Source organism: Roseovarius autotrophicus (assembly GCF_018069895.1).
Taxonomy (GTDB): domain Bacteria; phylum Pseudomonadota; class Alphaproteobacteria; order Rhodobacterales; family Rhodobacteraceae; genus Roseovarius; species Roseovarius autotrophicus.
Window position 1 is genome coordinate 475,572 of sequence record NZ_JAGQDH010000001.1, and the last position, 15,493, is coordinate 491,064.

Consider the following 15,493-nt stretch of genomic DNA (forward strand, 5'->3'; position numbering starts at 1 on the left):
AGGCGCTTCGCGCCTGTCCTCTGGCTCCCCCCGGTTCCGCGCGCCCCCCCTCATGCTCAGGCGTTCCCTGCGGGCTTCGCAGCAGCCAGCGCCTGCGCGAGCGTCGTTGCTTCGTGCTTGGCCGGGAGACGGTCCACAGAGGCCGCTGTGGCCCGCAGGTGGGCTGCGGTGACCTCCGTCCCGCAGATCACCGCGAGGCAGCCCACCACGTGGCCGTGCGCGGCGCTGAGGACGTGCAGGCCCGGCAGGCCGCGCCCGACGAACTCGAGCATCAGCCGGTCGAGGTCCTCCGTCAGCTCGGCCACCAGATCGTCTTCGTCGCTCATGCCGCTGTCTCCCTTCTCGCTGCCCAAGGACCGTCGGGGATCAGATAGCCGAGGCCTCGTTGCCGCAGGCGCTCGGGCGTCACCAGTTTCTGCTGCAAGAGGCGCTGCACGTCCCCGTTGGTCAAGCTGCTCTGCGGAAGGAAACCGTCCCCATTCACCCAGTCAGCCCGCAGCTTGAGCCGATCATATTCCGAGAAGACCGGCTTCGCAGGAGCCGCACTGGGGCGCTTGTAGTGCCGTCTGCGCTTGTTCCCGTTCTTCGCAGCCTGCTTCGCCCGCCACCGGCGCTCCATTGCCCTGTCGAGTGCCTTCGGCCCGTCAGGAGGGATCGGGTGTTCCTTTCGCGTCGCGGCAGCGATCTCGATGATCTCCGTGTCCGTCAGTCCGAACCGCTCCTTCCAGCCCATCACGTGCTCTCGCGCTGCCCGGTCGCGCCACCAGCTGGGGAGGATGGCATTGGGACCGAAGCCCACCGCCCGCTTCACCCCTTCAAAAAGATCATTCGAAGCCGGCGCCTCGTGCGCGTCCTCCTCCTTTAAAGGTTCTCTTACAGGGTTAGGCGGCAAATTTTGCCGTCGACTTTCCGCGCATTTTTGCCGTCGACTTTCGGCCCGATCGGCTGACTTATCCACAGCCTCGAAGCCGTCCTCGAAGGCGAAAACGTAGCGTGTCGCGGCGCGCTTGAGCCGCCCGCCCGTTCCCCTCACCCGGCGCAGGAGCCCGCGCGCCTCGAGCTCTGCCAGATGGTTCCGGACGCTCCGCTCGGACATGCAGGCGTCCGTGGCGATGCGCTTGTGCGAGGGGAAGCATCCGTTCTCGGGGTTGTGGCGATCCGCGAGGCAGAGCAGGACCGTTTTCGTCGCAGGCTTCATGTCGCGCTGCTTCATGGCCCAGTTGGTGGCTTGGTAGCTCATGAGCGCGCCCCCCCTGCGAAGGAGGCGAACACAGGTTCGAACTCGAGCAGCCATCTGTCCGTGTCCGCAAACCTGACGATCTTCCTGCGCGCCTCAAGCCGCTTGAGGATTTCACGCAGGTCGCCCGCCTCGATCCCCGCGTCCTCGGCAAGGCGCTCTGGCGTCGCCAGACACCCGTTGTCCGGGCAATGGCAGTCCGCGAGGTAGACCAGAACCATCCGCTCATCGAGCGGCACGTCGCAGGCCTTGACGGCCCAAAGGGTGGCTTCGTGGCTCATGCCGCTGCCCTCCCGTTGAACGCCGCATTGGCGCTTGTGCGAGTCGGCCAGAGCACGTATTCTGCAGACCTCATTTGCCCAAATGAGACCTTCTGAACCCCGGTCGCGCCCTTGGCATGGCCGGGGTTTTCCTTTGCCTCCTGGGGCCATTCCGAGGGACAAAAAAAGCCCGGATTCAGGCCAATCTGCACGACCGTGCAGTTTCGACCGGGATTCCGGGCTTCTGGAAAGCCGCTAAGTGTTTGATTGATATTGGTCGGAGTGAGAGGATTCGAACCTCCGGCCCCTGCCTCCCGAAGACAGTGCTCTACCAGGCTGAGCTACACTCCGACCGTGAGACGGGCGAATATACCCGACGCGCGGGCTTTGCAAGAGGGACTGCACCCGTGCCGACAGGAATTGCATCACGAAACCCGTTCGGACGACCGTCCGCCCCCCTTGCGCTCATGCCCGGCTCCGGGCAAGGAGAGGCGCACCAATCGCAAGGCCCTGCCCATGCCTGTCCGCCTGACCAACCTCGCGGCGCTCGCCGCCCTGCCCTTCGACGAGTTCATCGACGTGCGATCTCCGGCGGAATATGCCGAGGATCACCTGCCCGGCGCGGTGAACCTGCCGGTGCTCTCGGATGACGAGCGCGCCCGGGTGGGCACGATCCATGTGCAGCAGGACCGATTTCTGGCGCGCAAGATCGGCGCGGCACTGGTGGCGCGCAATGCCGCCGCCCATCTCGAAGGCCCGCTGGCGGATCGTCCGGGCGGCTGGCGGCCGTTGGTCTATTGCTGGCGCGGCGGGCAGCGGTCCGGCGCGTTCACCTCTATCCTGCAACAGATCGGTTGGCGCGCGGACACGATCGAAGGCGGCTGGCGCAGCTATCGGCGACTCGTGGTCGCGGCGCTTTATGACAACCCGTTTCCCTGCCCCGTCGTGCTGATCGACGGCGGCACCGGCAGCGCCAAGACACGGCTGCTGGCGCATCTGGCCGACGAGGGCGCGCAGGTGCTCGATCTCGAGGCGATGGCCGGGCATCGCGGTTCGGTCTTTGGCCTGATCGGCGCGGCGCAACCCTCGCAAAAGGCGTTCGAGTCAACGCTCGCCGCCGCCATGGCGCGGCTCGATCCCGCCCGCCCGGTCTTTGTCGAGGCCGAGAGCGCGCGCATCGGCCACATAACCCTGCCCCCGGCACTGGCTATGGCGATGAAGGCGGCCCGCGCGGTGCGGATTGAGGCGCCGATAGCGGCGCGGGTGGCGCATATCCTCGGGGAATACGCGGACATGATCGCCGACCCGGAGCGGCTCGACACGATCCTCGGGCGGCTGGTGCGCTATCACGGGTATGCCCAGGTGACCGACTGGCGCGCGCTCGCGGCGACCGAAGCCTTTGCGCCGCTGGTCGAGGCGCTCATCACCACCCATTACGACCCACGCTATACCCGCATGAGCCGGGCCGAGGCCGCGCCGCTCGCCCTGCCCGATCTCGCGCCGCCGACGCTGCGCAGCAGCGCCCGGCACCTGATTGCGCGCTACGCCTAGGCCGCCGCGCGCACCACCTCGGCCAGCGCGGCCTCTACCAGCTCCGGTCCCGCGCCGGGGCGCACCGCCCCCTCCGACAGCATCCGCCGCCAGCCGCGCGCGCCGGGCCGCCCCGCGAAAAGGCCCAGCATGTGCCGCGTGATCTGGTTGAGCCGCCCGCCCGCCATGAGATGCCCCTCGATATAGGGCAGCATGGCGCGCACCGCGCCCTCGGCCGTGCTGTCCGGCCCCGGCGCGCCAAAGATCCGCCGGTCGGCAGCGCACAGGATGTCGGCGGGCTGATGATAGGCCGCGCGCCCCACCATGACGCCGTCAAGGCCCGAGCCGAGCAGCGCCTCGGCCTCGTCGAGCGAGGTGACGCCGCCATTGATCGACACGTGCAGGTTGGGAAAGAGCATCTTCATCCGCTGAACGAGACCATAATCGAGCGGCGGGATTTCGCGGTTGTCCTTCGGGCTGAGCCCTTGCAGCCACGCCTTGCGCGCATGAACGATGACGCGCGTCACCCCCGCCGCCACGATCCGCGACAGAAATTCAGGCAAGATCTCCTCGGGGTCCTGATCATCGACGCCGATGCGGCACTTGACCGTCACCTCGCGCGGTTGCGCGTCAATCATCGCGGCACAACACTCGGCCACAAGCGCGGGCTGCGTCATCAGCACCGCGCCGAAGGTGCCCGATTGCACCCGGTCCGAGGGGCAGCCGCAATTGAGGTTGATCTCGCCATAGCCCGCCTCCGCCCCCAACTTTGCTGCCTGCGCCAGCTCCGCAGGGTCCGACCCGCCCAGTTGCAGCGCAACGGGATGCTCCTGCGGGGAATGGTCCAGAAGATGCAACGCCCCGCCCCGCACCAGCGCAGGCGCGGTCACCATCTCGGTATAAAGCAGCGCGTGACGGCTAAGCTGGCGGTGCAGAGCGCGACAATGCCGGTCCGTCCAGTCCATCATAGGGGCCACGGACAACCTAGTGTGTTGATTTATTTGCATTTTGTATCTTCAAACTGTTGGCCTTAGGCCCTGCTACGCGGGGATAGACCCCGATATACCCGAATTTTCCCCTCTGCGACGACTCATTGCACACATGAGTCGCACACGAAAATGGCCTCCATCTACCCGCGCTCCCCTCCGGTGCCTGGCTTGCGTCCGGATCAGACGAAAGGGTGGCTCAGGGGGCTGCCACCTGCAGGCACGTCCATCTCCCGCCTCCAGACCTTTGGCGACCTCATCGACCGATCTATAACCGGTATGTGCGAGGCAGAGAAACCGCCCCGACGCGCGCCAAGGTCGCCACGCTTACCACGCTCAAGCGCGATCTGGGCAAGGAACGGCTTGGTTACACAAAACCCAGCGGCAGGACAGATGGCCATGTCGTGGCCCGCGCGGCAAGCTTCATGTGCCGGCCGACAGCCGTGCAGGTTTCAAGATCGAGGGCGAGCGCCCGCCTGAAAACCACCTCGGGCGCTGGGGCTGGGCCGTTCCGGAGGCGGGCAAGCACCCGCTGAACCAGTCCGGGATCGACCGCCTTCACCGCATCCTGATCGGCGATGATCGCCTGACCCCCATCGGCTTTCGCGACGACGGGATCTTTCCGGGAGAGAGGGACCACAACAACCAACCGTTGCCCGGGTTCCTCAACCCCGCCGATGAAATGCATGCGACGGTATACTCTTTCTGCGCTGCCGCGTCGCTGATATAGAAGTGCCACACACACCCTGTCAGGAGCACCCCATGTCGAAGATCAAGGTAGACAACCCCATCGTCGAAATGGATGGCGACGAGATGACCCGCATCATCTGGGCCTTCATCAAGCAGAAACTCGTCCTCCCCTATCTCGATCTTGACCTGCTCTATTACGATCTCGGCATCGAGGAACGCGACCGCACCGAGGACCGCATCACCATCGACGCCGCCGAAAAGACGCTTGAAACCGGCGTCGCTGTCAAATGCGCCACGATCACGCCCGACGAGGCACGCGTCGAGGAATTCGGCCTGAAGAAGATGTGGAAGTCGCCCAATGGCACGATCCGCAACATCCTTGGCGGGGTGGTGTTCCGCGCGCCGATCATCTGCCGCAACGTGCCGCGTCTCGTGCCCGGCTGGACCAAACCGATCGTGATCGGTCGCCACGCCTTTGGCGACCAGTACAAGGCCACGGACATGAAATTCCCCGGCCCCGGCACGCTCAGCATGAAATTCGTGGGCGAGGACGGCACCGTGATCGAGGAAGAGGTGTTCCGCGCGCCCTCCTCGGGCGTCTACATGGGCATGTACAACCTCGACGCCTCGATCATCGACTTCGCCCGCGCCAGCATGAATTACGCGCTCGATCTGGGCTGGCCGCTTTACCTCAGCACGAAGAACACCATCCTCAAGCAATATGACGGGCAGTTCATGGCTCTCTTTCAGAAGGTCTATGAAGCGGAATTCAAGGAACGCTTCGAGGCGGCGGGGATCGAATACCAGCACCGCCTGATCGACGATATGGTGGCCTGCGCGATGAAATGGAACGGCGGCTTCGTCTGGGCGTGCAAGAACTATGACGGCGATGTGCAGTCCGACACCGTGGCGCAGGGCTTCGGCTCGCTCGGCCTGATGACCTCGCAACTGCTGACGCCAGACGGCAGGATCATGGAGGCCGAGGCCGCCCATGGCACCGTCACCCGCCACTATCGCCAACACCAGCGCGGCGAGGCGACATCGACCAATTCCATCGCTTCGATCTACGCCTGGACCGGCGCGCTGAGGCATCGTGCCAAACTCGACGGCAACGAGCCGCTGCGCCATTTCGCCGAAACGCTGGAGCGGGTCGTGGTCGAGACCGTCGAATCGGGCCACATGACCAAGGATCTTGCCCTTCTTGTCGGCCCCGATCAGGGCTGGCTGACCACCATGGGCTTTCTTGAAAAGGTGGCCACGAATCTCGACGCGGCGCTTGGGGGCTGAACGGCACGCACCCCTTGGCAGGGCCCGACCTACACGGTAAGAGGGGCGGAAATCCGGGAAGGGGTGCGGCGTGAGCAATACCGACAGTTTCATCGAGGAAGTCACCGAAGAGGTGCGCCGCGACCGGCTTTACGCACTGATGCGCCGCTATGGCTGGATCGCAGTGCTGGCGATCCTGCTGCTGGTGGGGGGCGCGGCCTGGAACGAGTGGCGCAAGGCGCAGGCGCAGGCCCGCGCCGAGGCCTTTGGCGACGCCATTCTCGCCGCGCTGGCCGTCCCCGAGAGCGAGGGCCGCGCGCACGCGCTGGACGCCATCGAGGCCCCCGGCCCCGGCGGCGCGGCGGTGCGCGACCTTCTCGCCGCCTCCGAGCGTACAGAGTCCGACCCGGCGGGCGCGGCTGCGCAGCTTCTGGCCGTGGCTGACCGCACCGGCGTGCCGCCGGTCTATCAGCAGATCGCCACACTCAAGGCGGTGGCCCTGCCCGGATCGGGACTGAGCGCCGAGGAGCGCCGCGCGCGTCTTGCGCCCTTTGCCGCAAGCACCGGCCTTTTGCGGCTTCTGGCCGAGGAACAGCTTGCGCTCATCGACATCGAGACCGGCGCGCGCGAAGCCGCGCTTGACCGACTGGCGGCGCTGGCCATGGATGCCGAGGCGACTGCGGCCTTGCGTCGCCGCGTCACACAGGTGATTGTGGCGCTGGGTGAGGACCCGCCTGAAATGCGGGGCCTGAGTGACGATCTGCCCGCCGGTCAATAAGGCGACGCAGCACAAGGGACGAACGGGGGCGGCAGTGGTAACGGCGAAAACGGTTCTGATCGGGGCGCTTGCGGCCCTTGTCCTCGCGGGATGCGCCAAGAAGGATCCCGTCCTTCCCGGTGAGCGCGAGAATATCCGCGACGTGCTCCAGACAGAGGCGCGCCGCGCTCAGGCCAGCGAGACGCCGGTGAACCGCGCCCTGCCCCTCGCGCTACCCGCCGCAGAGCTCAATCCCGAGTGGCGCCAGCGCCACGGCACGCCGATCGGGCGCACGGCGCATCCCGCGCTGTCCTCTGCGCCCGCACTGGCCTGGGCGGCCAGTATCGGCACCGGAGACGGACGGCGCGTGCGCATCACCGCCGATCCAGTGGTGGCTGGCGGACGCATCTTCACCCTTGATGCGCTGGCGCGCGTGACGGCGGTCTCGACCGCTGGTCAGGTGCTGTGGACGCGCGACCTGACCCCGCCGAACCAGAGCAGCACCAGCGCCTCGGGCGGCGGGCTGGCCTTTGGCGAGGGCAAGCTTTTCGTGGTGTCGAATTTCGGTCTGATCTCGGCGCTCGATGCGGTCACGGGCGCGGTGATCTGGCAGCAGAAACTCGATGCGCCCACCACCGCCGCGCCTTCGGTGCATGACGGCCTTGTCTATGTCGTCGCGGGCGACGAGGTCGCCTGGGCGATCGAGACCGATACGGGCCGCGTGCGCTGGCAATTGTCCGGCACGCCCGACATCCATAACGTGCTGGGCGGCCCGGCCCCCGCAATCACCGACAAATACGTGGTTTTCGCCTTCGGCGCGGGCGAGGTCCAGGGCGCATTCCGCAAGGGTGGCCTGCGCCTCTGGGACGCGCAGATCGCCGGAGAGCGGCGCGGCGTGGCCAGCGGGCGCGTGCGCGACATAACCGGCGATCCGGTAGTGATGGGCGACCGGGTCTTTGTCGGAAGCCATGCCGGGCGCATGGTCGCCCTCGGCATCGGCAGCGGCAAGCGCCTCTGGACCGCCGAGGAAGGTCCGCTCAACCCGGTCTGGCCTGCGGGCGACTCGATTTTCCTGATCAGCGACCGCAACGAACTCGTGCGCCTCTCGGCCGAGGATGGTAGCCGCATCTGGGGCCACGCCCTGCCGCTGTTCACGGAACGCAGGCCCAAGCGGCAAGCCCAGATCGTCGGTCATTACGGGCCGGTTCTGGCAGGCGGACAACTCGTCGTCGCCTCGGCGGATGGCAAGCTGCGCCTTTTCGATCCTGTCTCCGGTCAGCAGGTGCGCGGAATCGACCTGCCCGGTGGCGCCACCTCCAACCCCGTGGTGGCGGGCGGCACGCTTTATGTCGTCACGAAAAAGGGGCAGCTTCTGGCTTTCCGTTAAGCGCGCGATCTAGTATGACCGCCGTCTGACCGGCAGGAGCGTCGATCCATGTCCTTTACTCTCGCAATCGTGGGGCGGCCCAATGTGGGCAAGTCCACGCTGTTCAACCGCCTTGTCGGCAAGCGCCTCGCGCTGGTCGATGACCGCCCCGGCGTCACGCGCGACCTGCGCGAGGGCGCGGCGCGTCTGGGCGATCTGCGTTTTACCGTGATCGACACGGCGGGGCTGGAAGAGGTCACCGACGAGAGCCTTCAGGGCCGGATGCGAAAGCTCACCGAACGCGCGGTCGATATGGCCGATATCTGCCTCTTCGTGATCGACGCGCGCGCGGGCGTGACCCCCACGGATGAGGTCTTTGCCGACATCCTGCGCAGGCGCTCGGCCCATGTCATCCTTGCCGCCAACAAATCCGAAGGTTCCGCCGCCGATGCGGGCGTGTTCGAATCCTATGGGCTCGGTCTCGGCGATCCCATCCGCCTTTCCGCCGAGCATGGCGAGGGCATGAATGAACTTTATGCCCGCCTCATGCCGCTCTCGGACGCATTCGCCGCCCGCGCCGAGGCCGAGGCCCCCGAAACCGACGTGCTGATCGACACCGACGTGAGCGACGAAGACGCCGCCCCCGAATGGCGCCCGACGCCCGCACGCCCGCTTCAAGTGGCGGTAGTCGGCCGGCCCAATGCCGGGAAATCCACGCTGATCAACAAGATACTGGGCGAGGATCGGCTTCTGACCGGCCCCGAGGCCGGCATCACCCGCGACGCGATCTCGCTCCGCCTCGACTGGGACGGGCTGCCGATGCGCATCTTCGATACCGCCGGAATGCGCAAGAAGGCCAAGGTTCAGGACAAGCTGGAAAAGCTCTCGGTTTCCGACGGGTTGCGCGCGGTCAAGTTCGCCGAGGTGGTCGTGGTCCTGCTCGACGCCGCCATTCCCTTCGAGCAGCAGGATCTGCGCATCGCCGATCTGGCCGAACGCGAGGGACGCGCCGTCGTGGTGGCGGTCAACAAATGGGACGTGGAAGAGGACCGGCAGGGCAAGCTGCGTACCTTGAAAGAAGCGTTCGACCGGCTCTTGCCGCAATTGCGCGGCGCGCCACTGGTCACGGTCTCGGCCAAGACCGGCAAGGGGCTGGACCGGCTGCGCGAGGCGGTGGAAAAGGCGCACGAGGTCTGGAACCGCCGTGTGCCCACGGCACAGCTCAACCGCTGGCTGGTGGGAATGCTGGAACAGCACCCGCCGCCCGCGCCCGGCGGTCGCCGTGTCAAGCTCCGCTACATCACCCAGGCCAAGACCCGCCCGCCGGGATTCGTGGTGATGTGCAGCCATCCCGACAAGCTGCCCGACAGCTACACGCGCTATCTTGTCAACGGGTTGCGCGAAGCCTTCGACATGCCGGGCACGCCGATCCGGCTCTATGTGCGCGGGCAGTCGGACAAGAACCCCTACAAGGACCGCAAGAAACCGGGGCCGTCACGCCTGCGCAAGCATCTCTAGGCCGGGGGCGCCCCCCGAAGCGCGGCCCCTGCCTAGCCGCCCGTATGGCTCATGTGCCGCGACACGCGGCCATCGACGCTCTGGCGGGAATAGTCGAAATCGTGGCCCTTCGGTTTCATCGCGATCGCTGCCCGGATCGCCGCCTCCAGGGGCGCGTCGTCGCGGGGGTTGTTGCGCAGGGCCGCGCGCAGGTCGGCCATGTCATCCTGCCCCAGACACATGAACAATTCGCCCGTGCAGGTCAGCCGCACGCGGTTGCAGCTTTCGCAGAAATTATGCGTGAGCGGCGTGATGAAACCGATCTTCTGCCCGGTCTCCTCCAGCCGCACATAGCGCGCCGGCCCGCCGGTGCGCTCGGCCAGATCGCTCAGCGTATAATGCTCCGCCAGCCGCGCGCGCAGATCGCTCAGCTTCCAGTACTGGCCCAGCCGGTCCTCGTTGCCGATATCGCCCATGGGCATGACCTCGATAAAGGTCAGGTCCATGTCGCGGCTCTTGCACCAGTCCACCAGGGCGAAAAGCTCGTCCTCGTTGAAGCCCTTGAGCGCCACGGTGTTGATCTTGACGCGCAAACCCGCCGCCTGCGCCGCGTCGATACCGCGCAAGACCTGCGGCAACCGCCCCCAACGGGTGATGTCGGCGAATTTCTGCTCGTCGAGCGTATCGAGCGAGACATTGACCCGCCGCACCCCCGCAGCATGGAGGTCCGCCGCAAAGCGCTCCAGCTGAGAACCGTTGGTGGTCAGCGTCAATTCCTTGAGACGGCCCGCCTCAAGATGCCGCGTCATGGCATTGAAAAATGTCATGATCCCCTTGCGCACCAGCGGCTCTCCGCCGGTGATCCGCAGCTTCTCCACCCCGAGCCGGATGAAGGTGGAACACATGCGGTCAAGCTCCTCCAGCGTCAGAAGCTCCTTCTTCGGCAGAAAGGTCATGTTCTCCGACATGCAATAGACGCAGCGAAAATCGCAGCGGTCGGTGACGGAGACACGCAGATAGGAGATGGCGCGCTGAAACGGGTCGATGAGCGGGGCGTCTGTCATGGTGCAAACCTATTCCCGCGCCCGCGCTGCGGCAAGGGGGATATGCGTGCAGGGTCATCTTGTCCGTTGCGGGGCGCATTGCGCGGCGTTACCCTGTCATTATGGCTATGAGCTTGCGTTTTTCCCTTGTATTTCTGCTTCTCGGCGGCTGTTCACTGATCGAGCCGCACGCCACGACCGCCGCCCCGCCGCCTGACGCGGTTGTGATCGACACACCCGAGACCGCGCCCGCCGCCCCGCAACCGCCCCGCGCGATCCTGCCCGCAACCACCGTCGCCTCGCTCGGAGATGTGCGCGAGGCGGGGCTGTGGATGCGCACGCCTCTCGTCTCAGAGCCCATGCGCGGCACGGTGCGCGACCCAGCCACCGGACGCTCGGTCACGCTCGATCTCATCCCCATCGAAGGCGCGCCGGGCGCGGGCAGCCGCCTGTCGCTTGCCGCCTATCAGGCACTTGGCCTGCCGCTCACCGCGTTGCCGGAACTGAGGGTGTCGGCGGGGGGGTGAGCCGGTTATTCCACCGTCACCGATTTCGCCAGATTGCGCGGCTGATCCACATCGGTGCCCTTGGCGATGGCCGTATGATAGGCGATGAGCTGCGCGGGCAGCGCATAGAGGATCGGCGCCAGCACAGGATCGACCGCAGGCAGGGTGACCGCCTGAAACGTGCCCGCGCCCGCCGCCGCCACGCCTGCCGCATCCGACACGAGCACGATCCGCCCGCCGCGCGCCATCACCTCCTGCATGTTCGATACGGTCTTCTCGAAAAGCGCGTCGCACGGCGCCATGACAATGACCGGCATCGTCTCGTCAATGAGCGCGATGGGGCCATGCTTCAACTCGCCCGAGGCATAGGCTTCGGCATGGATATAGCTGATTTCCTTGAGTTTCAGCGCCCCTTCCAGCGCCAGCGGATACATCGCGCCACGCCCGAGGAAAAGTGCGCTTTGCGCGCCCGACAGATCGCGCGCCACGTCGCGGATCGCGCCGTCGATCTCCATCGCCGTGTTGAGCGTGGCCGGCAGGCCGCGCAGCGCCGAGAGCAGATCGGAAAGCCGCTCGGCGCTCATTTCGCCGCGCGCCCGCGCCGCCTTGAGCGCAAGCATCAGCAGCACGGTCAACTGACAGGTAAAGGCCTTGGTCGAGGCGACGCCGATCTCTGTCCCGGCTTGAATGGGCAGCGCCAGGTCGCTCTCGCGGGCGATGGAGCTGGTTTCGACATTGACCACCGCAAGGATGCTGTCAGCCCGGTCGCGGCAATAGCGCAGCGCGGCCAGCGTGTCGGCGGTCTCGCCCGACTGGCTCACGAAAATGGCCACGGTGCCGGGGGAGATGGGCGGCTCGCGATAGCGGAACTCCGAGGCGATATCGACCTCGACCGGCAGCCGCGCCAGTTGCTCGAACCAGTATTTTGCCGTGAGACAGGCGTAATAGGCCGTGCCGCAGGCCACGAGCACCAGCCGTTCCACCCGTGCGAAATCGGGCATGGCCTCGGGCAGGACGATCTCGTTGCCGTCATCGCTCAGGTAATGGCGCAGCGCATTGCCGATCACCATCGGCTGTTCGGCGATTTCCTTGGCCATGAAATGCCGGTGCCCGCCCTTGTCCACCCGCGCGCTGTCGATGGCGATCTGCGTGACGGGCCGGTTCACCAGCCGCCCGTCGGCATCGGTGATCGTCACCCCCGCGCGCGCCACCACGGCAATATCGCCCTCTTCCAGATAGGTAATCCGGTCTGTCATCGGGGCCAGCGCGATGGCGTCCGAGCCGACATACATCTCGCCCTCGCCATGGCCGATGGCCAGCGGGCTGCCCGCGCGCGCGGCGATCATCAGATCGCCCTCGCCGTCAAACAGGAACAAAAGCGCATAAGCCCCCCTGAGCCGCGCGATAGTGGCGCGGGCGGCGGCCTCGGGCGTCATGCCCTGCTGCATGTGATGCTGCGCAAGCAGCGCCACGGTCTCGGTATCGGTATCGGTCTCGTGGCCGATCCCGGCTGCGGCCAACTCGGCGCGCAGCTCGCGGAAATTCTCGATGATGCCGTTATGCACCACGGCGACCGGGCCGGCCTTGTGGGGGTGTGCGTTTTGCTCGGTCGGCGCGCCATGGGTGGCCCAGCGGGTATGGCCGATCCCGGCCTTGCCCGCGAGCGGGTGATGCACCAGCATGTCCGAGAGATTGACAAGCTTGCCCACGGCGCGACGGCGGTCAAGCACCCCGTCGTTGATCGTGGCTATGCCCGCGCTGTCATAGCCGCGATATTCCAGCCGCTTGAGCGCCTCCACCAGCACCGGCGCGGCCTCGTGATTTCCCAGAACGCCAACGATTCCGCACATGGTTACTCTCCCTTGCTCGCTTGCGCCCTGAGCGCGCGCAACCGTTCGAAAAGCCGGATGGCAAAGCCGGGCTTGTTCTCCTGCCGCGCCCGCCCGACCGCCAGCGCGCCCGGTGCCACATCGCGGGTGATGACCGACCCCGAGGCTGTCATCGCGCCATCCCCCACCGTCACCGGCGCGACAAGCATGGTGTCCGAGCCGATGAACACCCCCCGCCCGATGGTGGTGCGGTGCTTCATCACGCCGTCATAGTTGCAGGTGATCGTCCCTGCCCCGATATTGCTGCCCTCGCCGATCTCGGCATCGCCGATATAGCTCAGATGGTTGACCTTCGCGCCCTCGGCAATCAGCGCGTTCTTGACCTCGACAAAATTGCCGATGCGCACATCCTCCGACAACTCCGCGCCAGGGCGCAGCCGGGCATAGGGCCCGACCACCGCCCCGCGTGAGACATGACACCCCTCAAGATGCGAAAACGCCCGGATCAGCGCGCCGCTTTCCACCGTCACGCCGGGGCCGAAAACCACAAATGGCTCGATCACCGCATCGCGCCCCACCATCGTGTCGCGGGCGAAATGCACCGTCTCGGGGGCTTGCAGGGTCACGCCTGTTTCCAGCGCCTCGGCGCGCGCGCGCGCCTGAAAGGCGGCCTCGGCGGCAGCCAGTTCCGCGCGAGAATTGACGCCAAGCGTCTCTGCCTCGGCGCAGGTGACAGCCGTGGCCGAGAGACCCCGCGCGCGCGCCAGCGCCACGATATCGGTCAGGTAATATTCCCCCGCCACATTGTCATTGCCGACGGCGTGGACCAGATCGAACAGCACCGGGGCCGAGGCCATCACCACCCCGCTGTTGCACAGCCCGATCGCCCGCTCCGCCTCGGTCGCGTCCTTGAACTCGACGATCCGCTCCAGCACCTCGCCCGCCATCACCAGCCGCCCGTAGCGGCCCGGATCGTCGGCCTCGAACCCGAGCACGACGACATCATGCCGCGCCCGCGCCTCGGCCATGCATTCCAACGTCTCGGGGCGGATTAAGGGCGTATCGCCATAGAGCACAAGCACATCGCCTGCGAAATCGCCAAGCGCGGGCGCGGCCTGCACCACGGCGTGCGCGGTCCCCAGCTGCTCGGCCTGGACAACCACCTGCGCCTCGGGATCAAAGGCCAGCGCCACCTTGCGCACCTGCTCCGCCCCGTGGCCTGCCACCACCACCACACGCTCCGGCCCCAGTGCCATCCCGGCAGACATGGCGTGAATCAGCATCGCCTCTCCCGCGACCGGGTGCAAAACCTTGGGCAGGTCCGAGTTCATGCGGGTTCCCATGCCGGCGGCAAGGACGATGAGGGCAAAGGGCATGGGCATTTCCGTGACAGGACAAGAAAAGGCCGTTCTATCTGTTCGCGGAATATACGCAAGGGCAGGGAAAACCTTGTGGGCCTCGCCTGTCGGGGCTAAGCGGGGTCTTGCCGGACAACAGGAGGGGGCGCATGCGCACCGTGGTTTTCGATCTCGACGGCACGCTCGCCGACACAAGCGGCGATCTCATCGCCGCCGCCAATGCCTGTTTTCGCGGCATGGGCGCGGGCGATCTGCTCTGTGCCTCACGCGATGCGGGCGTGGCGCTGCGTGGCGGGCGGGCGATGCTGCGGCTGGGGATGGAGCGGCTCGGGCGCGGCGCGGACGAGGCCGAGATCGACCGCCAATACCCGGTGCTGCTTGCCGCCTACGAGGGCGCGATAGACACCCATACACGGCTTTATCCCGGCGCGATAGACGCGGTCGAGGGGCTGCGCGGCACGGGCTACCGTGTGGCGATCTGCACCAACAAGCCCGAGGCGCTGGCGCGGCTCCTGCTTGACCGACTGGGCGTGCTGGAGACGTTTCACGCACTGACCGGCGCCGATACGCTGGCGGTGCGCAAGCCCGATCCCGAACACCTCACCGAGACCGTGCGCCGCGCGGGCGGCGATCCGGCGCGCGCGCTTCTGGTGGGCGATTCAGACACCGACCGCGAGACCGCGCGCGCTGCAGGCATGCCCTCGGTTCTCGTTGGCTTCGGGCCGTCCGGGGCCGACATGGCCGCGCTGGAACCGGACGCGATCATCGCCCATTACAACGAGTTGCCCGGAGTCGTGACACGGCTCATCGGATAAGAACGGCGATCACCTGTCGCCCGCTGTCCCCTCACCGCCCCCGATTATGCGTTCTTGCATACATATCCGCGATCATCCTGCTGGCTGTCTTTTCAAACGCGCAAGGGATGATCGCGTGGATCAAGGCCGCACCCCCCGCCGCAAAAAGCCGCAGCGCAAAACGCCCGGCAAAGGCCGCGTGTTCGAGATAGCTTTCCTCCACGCTGCGCGGATGATCGAGAAAGAGCTTGCTCAGCATGACCGGTTTCCTCCTGTTCGGATCGCTCCCGCAGATTAGCCCAAGCATTGCGTGACATTCTCCCATTTTTCTCGGGTAATTCATATGATATGGGAAATAATCCACCAAAAATGCC

The 15,493-nt window shown here is 66.4% G+C and carries 16 protein-coding genes and 1 tRNA gene; 8 read left to right on the forward strand and 9 right to left on the reverse strand.

Annotation, left to right across the window (positions count from 1 at the left end):
* Nucleotides 1-56: 56 nt before the first annotated feature.
* The 4 genes from KAK09_RS02470 to KAK09_RS02485 all read right to left on the reverse strand — a co-directional run bounded on the left by KAK09_RS02470 (nucleotide 57) and on the right by KAK09_RS02485 (nucleotide 1,848).
* The gene (locus KAK09_RS02470) at nucleotides 57-326 is read right to left on the reverse strand and encodes a hypothetical protein (RefSeq protein WP_210877235.1); all 270 of its coding nucleotides are present in this window, start codon (nucleotides 324-326) and stop codon (nucleotides 57-59) included.
* A complete protein-coding gene (locus KAK09_RS02475; protein WP_210877236.1) occupies nucleotides 323-1,240 on the reverse strand; it encodes a helix-turn-helix domain-containing protein in 918 nt (305 codons plus the stop codon). Before KAK09_RS02475 ends, KAK09_RS02470 begins: the two co-directional genes overlap by 4 nt.
* Nucleotides 1,237-1,518: a hypothetical protein gene (locus tag KAK09_RS02480; RefSeq protein ID WP_210877237.1), complete on the reverse strand. Its 282-nt coding sequence runs from the start codon at nucleotides 1,516-1,518 to the stop codon at nucleotides 1,237-1,239. Before KAK09_RS02480 ends, KAK09_RS02475 begins: the two co-directional genes overlap by 4 nt.
* Nucleotides 1,519-1,771: 253 nt before the next feature.
* A tRNA-Pro gene (locus KAK09_RS02485) sits at nucleotides 1,772-1,848 on the reverse strand.
* A gap of 165 nt (nucleotides 1,849-2,013) precedes the next feature.
* On the opposite strand from KAK09_RS02485, the gene mnmH reads away from it, so the two are divergent.
* Complete coding sequence (gene mnmH, locus KAK09_RS02490; RefSeq protein ID WP_210877238.1) at nucleotides 2,014-3,048, forward strand: tRNA 2-selenouridine(34) synthase MnmH; 1,035 nt, start codon at nucleotides 2,014-2,016, stop codon at nucleotides 3,046-3,048.
* Here mnmH and dusA read toward each other — a convergent pair.
* Nucleotides 3,045-4,034, reverse strand: coding sequence for a tRNA dihydrouridine(20/20a) synthase DusA (gene dusA, locus KAK09_RS02495; RefSeq protein WP_210877239.1), 990 nt, complete (start codon nucleotides 4,032-4,034; stop codon nucleotides 3,045-3,047). The genes mnmH and dusA overlap by 4 nt on opposite strands.
* A 406-nt stretch (nucleotides 4,035-4,440) precedes the next feature.
* On the opposite strand from dusA, the gene KAK09_RS02500 reads away from it, so the two are divergent.
* The 5 genes from KAK09_RS02500 (at nucleotide 4,441) to der (ending at nucleotide 9,610) form a co-directional block, all read left to right on the forward strand.
* Nucleotides 4,441-4,743 carry a hypothetical protein gene (locus tag KAK09_RS02500; RefSeq protein WP_210877240.1) on the forward strand — a complete coding sequence of 101 codons (303 nt, stop codon included), beginning with the start codon at nucleotides 4,441-4,443 and terminating at the stop codon, nucleotides 4,741-4,743.
* 32 nt (nucleotides 4,744-4,775) lie between these two features.
* Nucleotides 4,776-5,990, forward strand: a complete 1,215-nt coding sequence (locus KAK09_RS02505; RefSeq protein ID WP_210877241.1) for an NADP-dependent isocitrate dehydrogenase — start codon at nucleotides 4,776-4,778, stop codon at nucleotides 5,988-5,990.
* A gap of 70 nt (nucleotides 5,991-6,060) precedes the next feature.
* Nucleotides 6,061-6,747: a hypothetical protein gene (locus KAK09_RS02510; RefSeq protein WP_210877242.1), complete on the forward strand. Its 687-nt coding sequence runs from the start codon at nucleotides 6,061-6,063 to the stop codon at nucleotides 6,745-6,747.
* A gap of 34 nt (nucleotides 6,748-6,781) precedes the next feature.
* A complete protein-coding gene (locus KAK09_RS02515) occupies nucleotides 6,782-8,113 on the forward strand; it encodes a PQQ-like beta-propeller repeat protein (RefSeq protein ID WP_336244407.1) in 1,332 nt (443 codons plus the stop codon).
* A 48-nt stretch (nucleotides 8,114-8,161) separates the two neighbouring features.
* Nucleotides 8,162-9,610, forward strand: coding sequence for a ribosome biogenesis GTPase Der (gene der, locus KAK09_RS02520; RefSeq protein WP_210877243.1), 1,449 nt, complete (start codon nucleotides 8,162-8,164; stop codon nucleotides 9,608-9,610).
* A 32-nt stretch (nucleotides 9,611-9,642) separates the two neighbouring features.
* Here der and moaA read toward each other — a convergent pair whose 3' ends face one another.
* A complete protein-coding gene (gene moaA / locus KAK09_RS02525) occupies nucleotides 9,643-10,653 on the reverse strand; it encodes a GTP 3',8-cyclase MoaA (protein WP_210877244.1) in 1,011 nt (336 codons plus the stop codon).
* Between the two features lie 113 nt (nucleotides 10,654-10,766).
* Here moaA and KAK09_RS02530 point away from each other — a divergent pair, with 113 nt between their 5' ends.
* Entirely contained in the window at nucleotides 10,767-11,159 is a 393-nt protein-coding gene (locus KAK09_RS02530) for a hypothetical protein (protein ID WP_247651004.1), read from the forward strand.
* A 5-nt stretch (nucleotides 11,160-11,164) separates the two neighbouring features.
* On the opposite strand, the gene glmS is transcribed toward KAK09_RS02530, so the two are convergent.
* Together glmS and glmU are read right to left on the reverse strand one after the other, a co-directional pair.
* Entirely contained in the window at nucleotides 11,165-12,988 is a 1,824-nt protein-coding gene (glmS, locus tag KAK09_RS02535) for a glutamine--fructose-6-phosphate transaminase (isomerizing) (protein WP_210877246.1), read from the reverse strand.
* A 2-nt stretch (nucleotides 12,989-12,990) separates the two neighbouring features.
* Nucleotides 12,991-14,343 carry a bifunctional UDP-N-acetylglucosamine diphosphorylase/glucosamine-1-phosphate N-acetyltransferase GlmU gene (gene glmU, locus KAK09_RS02540; protein ID WP_210877247.1) on the reverse strand — a complete coding sequence of 451 codons (1,353 nt, stop codon included), beginning with the start codon at nucleotides 14,341-14,343 and terminating at the stop codon, nucleotides 12,991-12,993.
* Between the two features lie 131 nt (nucleotides 14,344-14,474).
* On the opposite strand from glmU, the gene KAK09_RS02545 reads away from it, so the two are divergent.
* The gene (locus KAK09_RS02545) at nucleotides 14,475-15,140 is read left to right on the forward strand and encodes an HAD-IA family hydrolase (protein WP_210877248.1); all 666 of its coding nucleotides are present in this window, start codon (nucleotides 14,475-14,477) and stop codon (nucleotides 15,138-15,140) included.
* 31 nt (nucleotides 15,141-15,171) lie between these two features.
* On the opposite strand, the gene KAK09_RS02550 is transcribed toward KAK09_RS02545, so the two are convergent.
* Entirely contained in the window at nucleotides 15,172-15,483 is a 312-nt protein-coding gene (locus KAK09_RS02550; RefSeq protein WP_336244408.1) for a DUF6356 family protein, read from the reverse strand.
* Nucleotides 15,484-15,493: the final 10 nt, after the last annotated feature.